Source organism: Massilia sp. SYSU DXS3249 (genome assembly GCF_053668055.1).
Genome location: NZ_JBSIPX010000004.1, coordinates 142,327 through 154,996, shown reverse-complemented (window position 1 = coordinate 154,996; position 12,670 = coordinate 142,327). Strand labels below are relative to the sequence as shown.

At 65.6% G+C, this 12,670-nt stretch carries 12 protein-coding genes; 6 read left to right on the top strand and 6 right to left on the bottom strand.

Annotation, left to right across the window (positions count from 1 at the left end):
• Positions 1–27 precede the first annotated feature (27 nt).
• Positions 28–1,542, bottom strand: a complete 1,515-nt coding sequence (locus ACWCIA_RS06835; protein ID WP_454161844.1) for a tetratricopeptide repeat protein — start codon at positions 1,540–1,542, stop codon at positions 28–30.
• Positions 1,543–1,635: 93 nt separating this feature from the next.
• Here ACWCIA_RS06835 and ACWCIA_RS06830 point away from each other — a divergent pair, with 93 nt between their 5' ends.
• The 4 genes from ACWCIA_RS06830 (at position 1,636) to ACWCIA_RS06815 (ending at position 6,241) form a co-directional block, all read left to right on the top strand.
• Positions 1,636–2,925 (top strand): amidohydrolase family protein, encoded by a 1,290-nt coding sequence (locus ACWCIA_RS06830; RefSeq protein WP_454161843.1) that lies wholly within the window; start codon positions 1,636–1,638, stop codon positions 2,923–2,925.
• A gap of 92 nt (positions 2,926–3,017) precedes the next feature.
• Entirely contained in the window at positions 3,018–3,932 is a 915-nt protein-coding gene (locus tag ACWCIA_RS06825) for an alpha/beta fold hydrolase (RefSeq protein WP_454161842.1), read from the top strand.
• 394 nt (positions 3,933–4,326) lie between these two features.
• Entirely contained in the window at positions 4,327–5,628 is a 1,302-nt protein-coding gene (locus tag ACWCIA_RS06820) for a dicarboxylate/amino acid:cation symporter (protein WP_454161841.1), read from the top strand.
• A 163-nt stretch (positions 5,629–5,791) separates the two neighbouring features.
• On the top strand, positions 5,792–6,241 hold the full coding sequence (locus ACWCIA_RS06815) for a YciI family protein (RefSeq protein WP_454161840.1): 450 nt from the start codon (positions 5,792–5,794) through the stop codon (positions 6,239–6,241).
• A 9-nt stretch (positions 6,242–6,250) separates the two neighbouring features.
• Here ACWCIA_RS06815 and ACWCIA_RS06810 read toward each other — a convergent pair whose 3' ends face one another.
• A complete protein-coding gene (locus ACWCIA_RS06810; RefSeq protein ID WP_454161839.1) occupies positions 6,251–6,970 on the bottom strand; it encodes an SIMPL domain-containing protein in 720 nt (239 codons plus the stop codon).
• A gap of 201 nt (positions 6,971–7,171) precedes the next feature.
• On the opposite strand from ACWCIA_RS06810, the gene ACWCIA_RS06805 reads away from it, so the two are divergent.
• The gene (locus ACWCIA_RS06805) at positions 7,172–7,570 is read left to right on the top strand and encodes a BlaI/MecI/CopY family transcriptional regulator (protein ID WP_454161838.1); all 399 of its coding nucleotides are present in this window, start codon (positions 7,172–7,174) and stop codon (positions 7,568–7,570) included.
• The gene (locus ACWCIA_RS06800; protein ID WP_454161837.1) at positions 7,567–8,862 is read left to right on the top strand and encodes a M56 family metallopeptidase; all 1,296 of its coding nucleotides are present in this window, start codon (positions 7,567–7,569) and stop codon (positions 8,860–8,862) included. The genes ACWCIA_RS06805 and ACWCIA_RS06800 overlap by 4 nt, the downstream gene beginning before the upstream one ends.
• Here ACWCIA_RS06800 and ACWCIA_RS06795 read toward each other — a convergent pair whose 3' ends face one another.
• The 4 genes from ACWCIA_RS06795 to ACWCIA_RS06780 are packed head-to-tail and all read right to left on the bottom strand — an operon-like array spanning position 8,863 to position 12,347.
• Positions 8,863–10,794: a hypothetical protein gene (locus ACWCIA_RS06795; protein WP_454161836.1), complete on the bottom strand. Its 1,932-nt coding sequence runs from the start codon at positions 10,792–10,794 to the stop codon at positions 8,863–8,865. It lies immediately after the preceding gene.
• A gap of 4 nt (positions 10,795–10,798) precedes the next feature.
• A complete protein-coding gene (locus ACWCIA_RS06790; protein ID WP_454161835.1) occupies positions 10,799–11,002 on the bottom strand; it encodes a hypothetical protein in 204 nt (67 codons plus the stop codon).
• On the bottom strand, positions 10,999–12,021 hold the full coding sequence (locus ACWCIA_RS06785; protein ID WP_454161834.1) for a glycosyltransferase family 2 protein: 1,023 nt from the start codon (positions 12,019–12,021) through the stop codon (positions 10,999–11,001). Before ACWCIA_RS06785 ends, ACWCIA_RS06790 begins: the two co-directional genes overlap by 4 nt.
• Positions 11,952–12,347 carry a GtrA family protein gene (locus ACWCIA_RS06780; protein WP_454161833.1) on the bottom strand — a complete coding sequence of 132 codons (396 nt, stop codon included), beginning with the start codon at positions 12,345–12,347 and terminating at the stop codon, positions 11,952–11,954. Before ACWCIA_RS06780 ends, ACWCIA_RS06785 begins: the two co-directional genes overlap by 70 nt.
• Positions 12,348–12,670 lie beyond the last annotated feature (323 nt).

The following is a 12,670-nucleotide window of genomic DNA, read 5'->3' as shown; positions in this document are numbered from 1 at the left end:
CCGAGCCTCCTGACTCCACGCGTTTTGTTAGCCGGCACGCAGCACCAGCAAGTGGCCGAGTACATCGACGCCATGCTCGCTGCGCACCGCCGCGCGCTCGGCTTCGACCAGCGCGAAGCCGTGCTCCCGCGCCAGACGCCGCAGGTAGTCGAGCGAGTGCGCATAGCGGTTCGATGGCAGCAACGAAAAGTCAGCCCCCTCGCCTGCCTCGGTCGAGAAGCAGAACCAGCCTCCCGGCCGCAGCGCCGCGCGTACCCGCGCGAACAGCGTGTCCAGATCCCCAAAGTACACCAGCACGTCGGCCGCCACGACCATGTCGAAGCCCGCATGCCGCGTGCCCAGCCAGGCCTCGATGTCGGCGCAGGCCAGTTCGTCGTACAGCCCGGTCGCGCGCGCCTGCTCGAGCATCTTGCCGGACAGGTCGACGCCGGCCAGGCTGCGCGAACGGGGGCGCAGGAAGGGAGCGCACAGTCCCGTGCCGCAGCCGAGGTCCACGGTGTCGAGGTTGGTCGCCGCCACATGGCGGTCCAGGGCCGCGCCGATCAGCGCCGGCGTGCGGTAGGCCAGCTTTTCGGTGAGATGGCGGTCGAAGTGGCCCGCGTAGCCGTCGAACAGGGCCTTCACGTAGGCTGCCGGCGCGCGCTGCGGCGCCTCGCCCACGCCCAGTGCCGCCAGCGCGAAGTCGACCTGGCCGGCATCCTCGCCGGCTTCGCGCGCCAGCCTGCGCGCCTCCTCGAAGGCGGCGATGGCTTCCTCGCGCCGGCCCAATGCCAGCAGCGCGTCGCCACGCTGTTGACGGCCCTGCCAGCGTCCGGGGTTCAAGGCCAGCGCGGTGTCGAAACAGGCGAGCGCCTCCTGCGGACGCTCGATCCGCAGCAGGGCCAGGCCGCGTCCCGCGTGGGCCTCGGGCAGCTTCGGGTCCTGCGCCAGCGCGTCCTCGTAGCCTGCCAGCGCTTCCTCGAAGGCGCGCAGGGCGAACAAGGCGTTGGCGCGCACGCAGGACGCTTCGGCATAGGTATGGCGGCCGGCGAGCGCCCGTTCGCTGCTGGCCAGGGCTTCCTGCGCATCGCCCAGGTCGAGCAGCGCGGCGGCGCGGTTGCACCAGGCTTCCGGGTAGGTCGGTTTCAGCGACAGAGCGCGCTCGTAGGCGGCAACGGCTTCCGAGAGCCGCCCGAGCTTGCGCAAGGCGTTGCCGCGGTTGTAGTGCGCCATCGCGTAGCCGGGATGGAGTGCGATGGCGCGCTCATAGCTGGCCAGCGCCTCGCTGCTCCGTCCCAGGTCCTGCAGCGCCGCGCCTAGGTTGCAATGGACCGTCGCCTGCGCCGGGTTGACGCGCAGCGCCTGCCCGATCAGCTCCACGGCCGCCGCCGCGTCGCCCTGCTGGCGCTTGACGACGCCGAGCAGGTGCAGCGCATCGAACTGGCCGGGCGCCCATTCCAGCACCTGGCGGTAGCGCGCCTGCGCCTCGTCCAGCCGGCCCGCCTGGTGCAGCGCGACGGCTTCCTTCAACAGCGACACGACCTGCGAATTTTCCTGACTCATCTTTCGGCTTTTCCTGTTCCTGGGCGCCAGCATACGCCGCAGGCGCGCCCTCCTCCGCTATGATTGCATCTTCACAATACTTTGGGAACCGCCATGCGCCGCTGGACCAGGAAACTCGCCCTCGCCACCCTCACCCTCATTGCTGCGGCGGCCGCGCAGGCAGCAGGACCGCGCAGCACCCTGCTCAGCGCCGACCGCGTCTGGACCGGCGAAGGTAAGCCGCAGGCCGGCTGGGCGGTGCTGGTGGTGGACGGGCGCGTGAAGGAGGTCGGCCCGGCGGCGCGCATGACAGTGCCGGCGGATGCCGAACGCATCGCCCTGCCCGGCAAGACCCTGATCCCCGGCCTGATCGACCTGCACTCGCACGTGCTCCTGCACCCGTATAACGAAACCACCTGGGACGACCAGGTGATCAAGGAGCAGGTCGAGTACCGCACCCTCCTCGCCGGCAAGCACGCGGCCGACAACCTGCAGGCGGGCTTCACGACCCTGCGCGACCTCGGCACCGAAGGCGCCAACTATGCCGACGTCGCCATCAAGCGCGCCATCGAGGGCGGCATCATCGACGGCTCGCGCCTCCTGATCGCCACAAAAGCGATCGTGGCCAGCTTCAGCTACGGCCCGGCCGAACGCAGCTACCGCCCCGACATGGAGATTCCCTACGGCGCCCAGCCCGCGACCGGCGTCGACGAGGTGACCAAAGCCGTGCGCGAACAGGCTGCGCGCGGCGCCGACTGGATCAAGTTCTATGCCGACTACCGCACCGGCGTCGACGGCACGACGCGCCCCACCTTCACGCTCGAGGAGATGAAGGCGATGGTGGCGGCTGCCCACGTCACTGGCCGCAAGGTAGCCGCCCACGCCAGCAGCGACGACGCCATCAGGATGGCGGTGCTGGCCGGCGCCGACACCATCGAGCACGGCTACGGCGCCAGCGAGGCGACCTTCCGCCTGATGAAGGAACGCGGCACCGCCTACATCCCGACGCTCACCGCTCCCGAGGCGATCGGCGAGTACTTCCAGAAGCACGTGCGCGGCGGCGCGCCGACCCCGGCGATGCAGGAGGCGGCGCGCGCCTTTGCGCTGGCGCGCAAGGTCGGCGTCACCATCGGCAACGGCAGCGATGTCGGCGTCTTCACCCACGGCACCAACGCGCGCGAGCTCGAATGGATGGTCCGCCTCGGCATGACGCCGAACGAGGCGCTGCGCGCTGCCACCGTGGTCGCGGCCGACATCCTCGGCAAGGGCAAGGACCTGGGCCGCCTGGCGCCGGGGCTGGTCGCCGACGTGGTAGCGGTCGAGGGCGATCCCACGAGCGACATCGCGGCCCTGCGCAAGGTGGGCTTCGTGATGAAGGCCGGGAAGGTGGTCCGCCGGCAGTGAGTTTTCGAGAGCTTTCGCCGGGCAAGGCCGTACTATACTCATCCGGCACCGGACGGCATGTCGCCGCCCTATCGACGATCCCAGGAGGTTGGATGAGCCTTACCCGAAATTCGCGCCCTGCCCTGAAGTCCGCGGCAGCTCTCCTTGCACTCGCCCTGCCGCTGACCGCGGCGCTGGCCGCTCCCTTCAGCTCGGACCGCATCACGGTGCGCACCGAGGGCGCGGGGCCCGACGTCGTGCTGATTCCCGGCCTGAATTCCTCGCCGCGCACCTGGGCCTCGACCGTGGCCGCGGTGCCAGGCTACCGCTACCACCTGGTGCAGGTGTCGGGCTTCGGCGGCCAGCCGACCGGCGCCAACAAGGAGGGCACGGTGGCCGCGCCGGTGGCCGCCGAAATCGCACGCTATATCCGCGAAGCGAAGCTGCAGCAGCCCGCCGTGATCGGCCACTCGCTGGGCGGCACCATCGGCATGATGCTCGCCAGCCGCCATCCGGATGCGCTCTCGCGCCTGATGGTGGTCGACATGTTCCCTTACATGGGCATGCTGTTCGCGGGCCCCGGCGCTCCTCCCGAGAAGGTGGAGGCGGTCGCCGACGGTTTTGCGGCCCGCATCCGCGCCGCCAGCCCCGAGCTGCGCGCGAAAACGACCGGCGAGACCATCGCCGGCATGGTCAACACCGAGGCGATGCGGCCGGTCGCGGTCGCGGATTCGCAGTCCAGCGACGTCGACGTCGGCGCGCGTGCCTACCGCGAGCTGATCGTCACCAACCTGATTCCGGAGCTGCCGAAGATCACGGTGCCGGTCACCGTGCTGTACGTGCAGCCGAAGAGCGTCCCGATCCCGGCAGAGCAGTGCGACGCCGGCTACAAGGGGGCCTACTCGCCGGTCCGGCAGCTCACGATCAAGCGCATCCCGGACAGCGCGCACTTCATCATGTGGGATCAGCCGGAGCGTTTCCAGAGCGAGGTGAAGGCCTTCCTGGGCGTGCGTTCGACGGGCGGGTGATCCGGCGCGTGGGCGGGAGGCGGCGGCATCCGTAGGGTGGACGGCTCCACCCTCATGCGGATATTCACGCGGCGTATGCGCCGTCCACGCGCTCAACCAATTGTGGATCTGCCGCGTGCTTGCATGTGTGGGTTGCACGCGTGGGGTAACGCGGGCTAAATGCCCGGGTTACGCAACGCAGGCGTACACGTCAGGTCTGTTCACCTGTTCGGGTGGAGCCGACCACCCTACGCTATTCGCAAGCGGCATGGCTGTTATTCACACTACTGCGATTTCTCGGCATCATCAGCCAGGCGCATGACTGCCATTCACACGGGTTGGGGATATCCACAATAGCGTGACATGTGGCGATTCGTGATCATGGCGACACTTTCCCCTCTCGTGAAGAGTCGTCATGAAAAAGCCTTTCTACAAAATCCTGTACGTCCAGGTGCTGTTCGCCATCGTGCTCGGCGTCCTGCTCGGCGTGTTCTACCCCGAGCTCGGCACCAAGATGAAGCCCCTCGGCGACGGCTTCATCAAGCTGATCAAGATGATCATCGCTCCGGTGATCTTCTGTACCGTGGTCGCCGGTATCGCCGGCATGCAGGACATGAAGAAGGTTGGCCGCGTCGGCGGCAAGGCCCTGCTCTATTTCGAGGTCGTGTCGACCTTCGCGCTGGTGATCGGCCTGATGGTGGCCAACCTCGTCAAGCCGGGCGCCGGCTTCAACGTCGACGTCGCCCACCTCGACGCCAGCGCCATCGCGCAGTACACCGACAAGGCGAAATCGCAGTCGACGGTGGACTTCCTGATGAACATCATCCCGAACACCTTCATCGATGCCTTCGCCAAGGGCGACATCCTGCAGGTGCTCCTGATCGCGATCCTGTTCGGCGTGGCGCTGTCGATGCTGGGCGAGCGCGGCCGCGCGACGACCCGCATCATCGAAGACTTCTCGCACGTGATCTTCGGCGTCGTGAACATCGTCATGAAGCTGGCCCCGATCGGCGCCTTCGGTGCGATGGCCTTCACCATCGGCAAATACGGCCTGGCCTCGCTGGTCCCGCTGGCAAAGCTGATGGGTTCGTTCTACCTGACCTGCGCCCTGTTCGTCTTCATCGTGCTCGGCACCATCGCCAAGCTGACCGGCTTCTCGATCTTCAAGTTCATCTCCTACATCAAGGAAGAACTGCTGATCGTGCTCGGCACCAGCTCCTCGGAAAGCGCCCTGCCGGCCCTGATGCGCAAGCTGGAAAAGCTGGGCTGCTCGAAGTCGGTGGTGGGCCTGGTCGTGCCGACCGGCTACTCGTTCAACCTGGACGGCACCAACATCTACATGACGATGGCCGCCCTGTTCGTTGCCCAGGCAACCAACACCGACCTGACCATGACCCAGCAGCTGACCATCCTGGCTGTGGCGATGCTGACCTCGAAGGGCGCGTCCGGCATCACCGGCGCCGGCTTCATCACCCTGGCCGCCACCCTGGCCGTGGTGCCGAGCATCCCGGTGGCCGGCATGGCGCTGATCCTGGGTATCGACCGCTTCATGAGCGAATGCCGCGCGCTGACCAACTTCGTCGGCAACGGCGTGGCCTCGGTGGTGGTGTCGAAGTGGGAAAAGGAACTCGACAAGGACCGCATGGACGCCGTGCTGGCGGGCACCTATGTCGACGAAGATCCGAAGTCGCTGCAGAAGGTGCGCGAAGCGGCTTGATGGCTGCCGGCTTCACCAGGAACCGCGCTTCGGCGCGGTTTTTTATTGTGCGTACGGGATACGTTGTAACGCGTGGAGTCGGGATTCCGCCCTGGCTTGCCGTTGCCGCCCGCATACCGCCGTGCTACGCTCGCGCCACCATCACCACACCGGAGACACCACGATGCGCCTGCACGCCCTTGCCCTCGCCACCCTGCTCGCCCTGCCCTTCGCCGTATCGGCCCAGACCGCCCCCGCCTACGACGCCGACCTGGCCAAATCCCTGGGCGCCGACGAGCGCGGCATGCGCCAGTACGTGCTGGTGATCCTGAAGACCGGCCCGAACAAGATGGCCGATGGCGAGGCACGCAAGCAGATGTTCCAGGGCCACTTCGCCAACATGGGCAAGCTCGCCGCCGACAAGAAGCTGGTGCTGGCCGGCCCGCTCGACGGCAAGGAAGGCCGGCGCGGCATCTTCGTCCTCAACACGCCCGATATCGAGGCGGCCAAGGCCTGGGTCGCGACCGACCCGGTGATCATCCACGGCGAAATGGTGGCCGAATACCACAAGTTCTACGGCTCGGCCGCGCTGATGATGGTGAACGAGGTGCACGGCAAGATCGAGAAGAAGTAAAGTCCCGCCCTACTCCAGCCGGAACACCACGTCCACTGGCTGCATCAGCTTGAGCGCATCGACCTGCAGGAAGTCGCGCGCGCCGACGTTCGCCGGCTTGCCGCGCTGGTAGCTGAAATCGGTGCGCACCAGCCCCAGCGCCGCGCCCAGGTTCTTCACGCCGCCCGGCGTCACGCCCGTCACCGCGCCCAGCTTGCGGCGCGCTCCCTTGGCGATGATCTCGGCGCGGCGGCGCGCCTCGCGCAGGGCGTCGGCCATCAGCTCGGCCTCGAACTGGTCGCGCTCGACGAGGTCGAAGGAGGTCGAGAAACTGTTCAGGTTCGGCTTGTCGAGCAGCGGCTCCACCACGGCGCGCCACCTGGACAGGTCGCGCACGATCAGGTGCACGCTGACGCGCAGCTCCTGGGCCGTCGCTTCCCCCGCCGCATTGCGGCCAGGCTCACGGCGCACGTCGCGCGTCTCCAGGTCTTCGAGCGGGATGCCCTGCTCCTGCAGCAGGGCGCGCACTTCGGCCATGCGGGTTTCGATCGTCGCCCGCGCCTGGGCCGGGTCGGCGTCCAGCGCCGTCACCAGGAAGTCGAGCGCGCCGATGTTCGGCGTCGTGTAGCGCGTGGCATCGGCGCTGACGTGCACGAAGGGATAGCTGGGCAGCGGCGAAGCCTGGGCGCTTGCCGACGGCGCCAGGAGCGGCAGCGCGAGGGCGATGACGAGGGCGAGTGGTTTCAGCATGGGGTCTCCTGTTGTGTTCTCGATGTCCAAGCATAGATTCATGTAGACAATCATGTCTATTATTTTTTTAGGAGCGTGCGGTTTTCACACCCGGGCCGCGTCGACTCGGGAGTTTGCCCAACGCGCGACGCGAAATGTCCTAGACATTCTTTTCTAGACAAGCTAATCTAGATTAACATGCCAGCAACCGAAGGAATCGCCATGCCCAGCCAGCCCGACCTCCCGAAGCCGACAGCGGCCGAACTCGATCTCCTGCAGACCCTGTGGCCGCTCGGCTCGGCCACCGCGCGCCAGGTGCACGAGGCGATGCAGAAGACCCGGCCCGACGTCACCTACGCGACCGTGCTGCGCCTCATGCAGATCATGCACACCAAGGGCCTCCTGATTCGCGACGAGAGCGAGCGCTCGCACGTCTACGCGCCGGCCCAGCCCCAGGATTCGCTGCAGACCAACCTGCTGAAGGACCTGATGCAAAAGGCCTTCGCCGGCTCGGCCAAGGCGCTGGTGCTCGCGGCGCTCAAGAGCGGCATCTCGAAGAAGGAACGCGCCGAGATCGAGAAGCTGCTGAAGGAGGACGAGCAGAAGGAGGACAAGCAATGACGGGCCAGGAGATCGTCGGCCACATCGGCGTCGTCCTGCTCGACTCGCTCTGGCAAGGCTGCCTGGTCGGCCTCGAGGCCGGCGTCGCGCTGATCGGCACCCGCCACAGCCGGCCGCAGACCCGCTATGCGATCGCCTGCACCTCGCTTCTCCTGTGCCTGCTCTGGCCGGTGGTCGAGCTGGCCGCGCGCCTGCACGGCGGCGCGGCCGGCAGCGGCACGGCCCTGCTGGTGCAGATGCTGCCCGGCGCCGGCGCCGGCGTCACTGATGGCGGCTGGCAGGGCTTCCTGCAAGCCCACCTGGCCTGGGTCGTCGCCGGCTGGGCGCTCTGCGCCAGCCTGCTCGGCCTGCGCATGGCGCTGGGCCTGGTGTGGATCGGCCGTTCGGCGCGCACCGAGCATACCGATCCGCGCTGGAATGCGCGCCTGAAAGCGATGGCGGCCGGCTTCGGCATCACGCGCGCCGTGCGCCTGCGCGTGGTCGACACCCTCGCCAGTCCCGTGACCGCCGGCTGGTGGCGCCCCGTGGTGCTGGTGCCGGCGTCGCTGATCTCCGGCATGCCGCCGCAGCTGCTCGAAGCCCTGCTGGCCCACGAACTGGCCCACATCCGCCGCTGCGACTACCTGGTCAACCTGGCGCAGAGCCTCATCGAAACCATCCTGTTCTACCACCCCGTGGTCTGGTGGCTCTCGCACCGCATCCGTGTCGAGCGCGAGCAGATCGCGGACGATATCGCGGCAAGGCAACTGGGCGAACCGCGGCGCCTGGCCCTGGCCCTTTCCGAACTGGAGCGCCTCCAGTTCTCAACCCACCACCTGGCCCAGGCGGCCAACGGAGGAGATCTCATGTCACGCATCACACGATTGCTTCGTCCCCATTCCGACATGCAGGCACCGAACTGGAAGGCCGCGGTCCCGGCCATTGTCTTCGCCATCGCAGGCCTCGCCGGTTGCGCGCAGACATCCCTCGTCGGCGAAGGGCAACGCGATGCCGCCGGCGGCGCCGACGTGGTCGCCAGCACCCCGGCCCGCGCGAAATTCGACTCGTGCAGGAAGCCGGAATACCCGAAGGAGTCATTGGCACGCAAGGCGACGGGCACGGTGACGCTCGCCTTCCAGGTCGCCAGCACCGGCGAGGTCCGCCAGTCCAGCGTCAGCCGTTCGAGCGGCGACCCCTTGCTCGACGAAGCGGCGCGCCTGGCCATCGAGAAGTGCACCTTCATCCCTGCGACCCGCGGCGGCAAGCCGGTCGAGGAATGGACGAAGATCCAGTACGTGTGGAGCCTGAAGTAATCAGGCCCCCGCATCGTGGACGCGGCACTCGGTCCCGGTGCGATAGCGCACCGCGTAAAGAATGCGCGGAGACGCCAGCAGGACGCCATTGTGTGGGTTGCGGTCCAGGCGTCCCTGCTCCTCGAGGTCGAGGCAGCCGTCGAGCCTCAAGACCGCGCCGGTCACGAACAGATGCGAGACGCCCCTCTCGCGCAGCACGGCAGACTGCAGGGCTGCGGCGCGCGGCGTACCCAGGCCCGGCGGCAGGCCCAGCATGCGGCGCGCCTCCGGCGTGCTGACCACTTCGTTGCGCAAGCCCTCCCCGGCCAGCGGGTAGTGCCAGGTGCGGCCCGCCAGGTTGAGTATCCTGGCGCCTGCGGGCAGCGCGTCGACCGCTTCCGGATACTCGTAGTACAGGGAACGCGTCGTCTGCCCGGACAGGAGGATCTTGTTGGCGAACAGGGCCAGCTCGCGCGACAGGAAAACGCCCAGCATGAGCGCAATCGACAGGGCAAGCACCCCGTTGAGCAGCGGCCGCCAGCGTACGTGCGCCTGGCTGACGACCCAGGCGACCAGGGGCATGCAGTAAGGGATCCCGGCCAGGGCGTAGCGCGGCTGGTGGTCGTCGAGCAGCCACCAGGTCCCGATGACGAAGACGACCGCCAGCAGCAGGATCCAGCGCACCTGCCTCGCCCTCCCTTTCCCTGCGAAGCCGCTGGCAGCCACCAGGGCGAGCGACGCGGGCACGGTCGCCGCGAAGAAGGCGCCGAGGCCGGAACTGTGCTTGTAGTTCTGGCCCAGCACATGCCATTCGATCCAAGGGTAGACCAGCCATTCGCCGGGGCTGCGTACCCACTCGAACTGCAGGGCGTGGCGCTGCGTCAGGTCGACGTCGGCCGCCTTGGCCCAGCCTGCCAGCTCGCCCACCAGGGGCAGGCTGACCGGGTAAAAGGGATTGTCGAAGGAGAGGTAGTTACGCACCAGCCAGAAACTACAGGCCAGCACAGCCGTACCGCTGAAGATGGCGGCATGCAGTATCTTGTCGCGCCACGTCCGCCTTTCCTCCAGCCCAGGCGACACCGGATCGGCGAGGACGACCAGGCCAATGCATGCCATCCCGATGAGGTGCACGCTCTTGAAGCCGAATGCGAGGCCGGCGCAGGCGCCCGCCAGCGCCATCGCCGCCCTGCGTTCGATACCCTGGCCCAGTGCGAAGGACATGGCCAGGACGATGAAGGCGATCCCGCCAATATCCGCGCTCAGCTCGACGGAGGAAAAGGCGATCATCGGCACCGACAACAGGCCGCAGGACACGAGCAGCGAGGCATTGCGGTCGGCGCCGGCCAGCCGGCTGAGCGTATAGGTGCCGACGACCAGCGGAAAGAGCAGCAGCAGGTTGACCGACGAAACGACCCTCTCCGGGAACAAGCTCAAGAAGAACGCCCAGAAAATGCTCGCGTTTGCGGGAAAGGTGTGCGGGAAGTTGCCGTCCCATGCCTGCAGTGTAGCGGTGCGCAGGATTTCGACGGCTGTGGGAAGGTGGTAGGCGGACACCTCGAAACCTTGCGGAAAACCGAACATCGAGACGACGCCGGCCGCCGCAAACACCAGCGCGGTGCCGGCGACCGTTCGGTTCGACGCCAGCATGCCCGCGCCCCCGGCCATCCCCGTCAACATGGCCGCTTGCGGCACGGGCAGGAATACCCACGCCGCACTTGCCATCAACGCGGCCATGACAAGGGCATAGCCAACGTTCACGACACCCTCCCCCGGGACCATCGACAGATAGCCGAGCAAGAAGAAATTCGAATAGAACACGATGCAGGCCAGTGCCATGAACAGTTGCAAGCGCATGGCGATGCCCACCTGCCGCATCCCCACGATCCTTCCGAGCAGGCGCAGCGCGACAAAGCCGCACAGGCAAAGGTACAACACGCAGGCGAGCATGGTCATCTGCCTACCCCATGAGCCGCTTTGCGGCGGCAAGCAGGAAAGACAGGTAATTCCTGATCCCTTCGCTCACCAGCAAATAGAACAGCAGGGAGGCGACGAACAGGCAGGTCGGTATCTTGCCCAGCAGCGGTACCTCCTCGACGGGGTCGTCCTTGCGGCCGACGATCTCCGCTACGCTGCTGGCCGTCTCTTTCGACAGGTTCTTCATAGGATGGGCATGTGGCTGAACTCTTTTCCGCAGACCGCCTCGACGTGGAAGCGCGGCCTCCGCTTGATCGCCTCGTAGACCTTGGCGAGGTATTCGCCGATGATGCCGAGGCTGAGCAGCTGTATGCCGCCGAGGAAATATGTGGGAATCACGGTCGACGCCCAGCCCGGCAGGGCCGTACTGCCGAACAGGCGCACCGACAGGGCCCACAGGGCCAGCGCCAGGCTGGCGATCGACACGATGGCGCCGACCCCGGTAATCAGGCGCAACGGATAGGCGGTGAAGGACGTCACCCCTTGCCAGGCCAGCGACAGCATTTTCGACAGCGGATATTTGGATTCGCCCGCAAAACGGGGAGCCCGCTGGAATTCAACGGTGCAGGTCCGATACCCGAGTTGGGGAATCAGGCCGCGCAGGAACAGATGGGTTTCCTCATACTCGCGCAGCGTCTCGATCGCACGCCGGCTCATCAGCCTGAAATCGGCGTGGTTGTAGACAATCTGGACGCCCAGCATTCCCAGCACCTTGTAATAGGTTTCGGCGGTCAGGCGCTTGAAAAAGGAATCGGTATCGCGCTTGCTGCGCGCCGCATACACGATCTCGCATCCGTCGCGGAAGGCGTCCAGCATTTTCGGAATCACATCGAGATCGTCCTGCAAGTCCGCGTCCAGGCTGATCAGGACATCGCCCGGCACCGTCATCAAGCCACACAGCAAGGCATTCTGGTGCCCTTTGTTCCGGCTGAGCTTGACGCCGCAGACGCGCATGTCGGCCTGCGAAAAGGATTCGATGAGCGTCCATGTGGTATCCCGGCTCCCATCGTCGACGTAATAGATGGCGCTGCGCGCACTGCATTGCCCGTTTGCTTCCATGCGCTCGAGCAGTGCTGCGAGGCGCCTGGTCGTTTCCGGAAGCACCTCCTGCTCGTTAAAGCACGGCAGGACGAGACTTACTGTTGGGCAGGCCCTGCTGCTTTGGCCATTCTGAACGTCCATACCCCGTGGATGCAGTAATTCCATACGATTACTCCGACCGTTGAGGAAACCTGTGCCAATACGACGCCGACATCCAATGCCATCGCCAGCGAGAGAATCAGGTGATTCAATATCAGGCCGCAGGCAGCGGTAATGGTGAAACGGGGAACGCCAACCAGATGAGATTGATTACTGCCAAAAGTAAAACGCCGGTTCAGAAAATAATTACAGAGCGAACTGACAGAAAAGCCGATTGCCGAAGACAAGGCAGGCGACAGCGCGAGGCCGAGATGCAGCACTGCCATCACGGAATAATGCAGAGCGGTCGCCACGCCACCCACGACTAGAAATCTCAAGAATTTATTTTTCATAAGTTTTCTGAGAATAAATAAACGTGGAGGCTCTGTAGTATTCAGAATCTTTTATAGGATGTCTCCTACCCCTCATAGGTAAATTATCCTACCAGCATAATGTTTAATATTGCAATTTTTTGAAAGGATTTCGGATATTTACAACAGAGACAAAGCAACTATATCCGATAAGTTTTCTTGGATTCAATTCGGCGACAGCAGATGAAATGTTGCCGCGTTAATGGTTTCCAAATTGAAATCCGCAGCATGGTTAGCTATTGTTCTTATCGTATTTTCCGCGCATAAAATAAAAACGGGAACGGCATTGGCCGTTCCCGCTTCTT

Coding starts and splice junctions, on each gene's coding strand:
- ACWCIA_RS06835 (WP_454161844.1), bottom strand. CDS start 1,542: ATGAGTCAGGAAAATTCGCAGGTCGTGTCGCTGTTGAAGGAAGCCGTC.
- ACWCIA_RS06830 (WP_454161843.1), top strand. CDS start 1,636: ATGCGCCGCTGGACCAGGAAACTCGCCCTCGCCACCCTCACCCTCATT.
- ACWCIA_RS06825 (WP_454161842.1), top strand. CDS start 3,018: ATGAGCCTTACCCGAAATTCGCGCCCTGCCCTGAAGTCCGCGGCAGCT.
- ACWCIA_RS06820 (WP_454161841.1), top strand. CDS start 4,327: ATGAAAAAGCCTTTCTACAAAATCCTGTACGTCCAGGTGCTGTTCGCC.
- ACWCIA_RS06815 (WP_454161840.1), top strand. CDS start 5,792: ATGCGCCTGCACGCCCTTGCCCTCGCCACCCTGCTCGCCCTGCCCTTC.
- ACWCIA_RS06810 (WP_454161839.1), bottom strand. CDS start 6,970: ATGCTGAAACCACTCGCCCTCGTCATCGCCCTCGCGCTGCCGCTCCTG.
- ACWCIA_RS06805 (WP_454161838.1), top strand. CDS start 7,172: ATGCCCAGCCAGCCCGACCTCCCGAAGCCGACAGCGGCCGAACTCGAT.
- ACWCIA_RS06800 (WP_454161837.1), top strand. CDS start 7,567: ATGACGGGCCAGGAGATCGTCGGCCACATCGGCGTCGTCCTGCTCGAC.
- ACWCIA_RS06795 (WP_454161836.1), bottom strand. CDS start 10,794: ATGACCATGCTCGCCTGCGTGTTGTACCTTTGCCTGTGCGGCTTTGTC.
- ACWCIA_RS06790 (WP_454161835.1), bottom strand. CDS start 11,002: ATGAAGAACCTGTCGAAAGAGACGGCCAGCAGCGTAGCGGAGATCGTC.
- ACWCIA_RS06785 (WP_454161834.1), bottom strand. CDS start 12,021: ATGGAATTACTGCATCCACGGGGTATGGACGTTCAGAATGGCCAAAGC.
- ACWCIA_RS06780 (WP_454161833.1), bottom strand. CDS start 12,347: ATGAAAAATAAATTCTTGAGATTTCTAGTCGTGGGTGGCGTGGCGACC.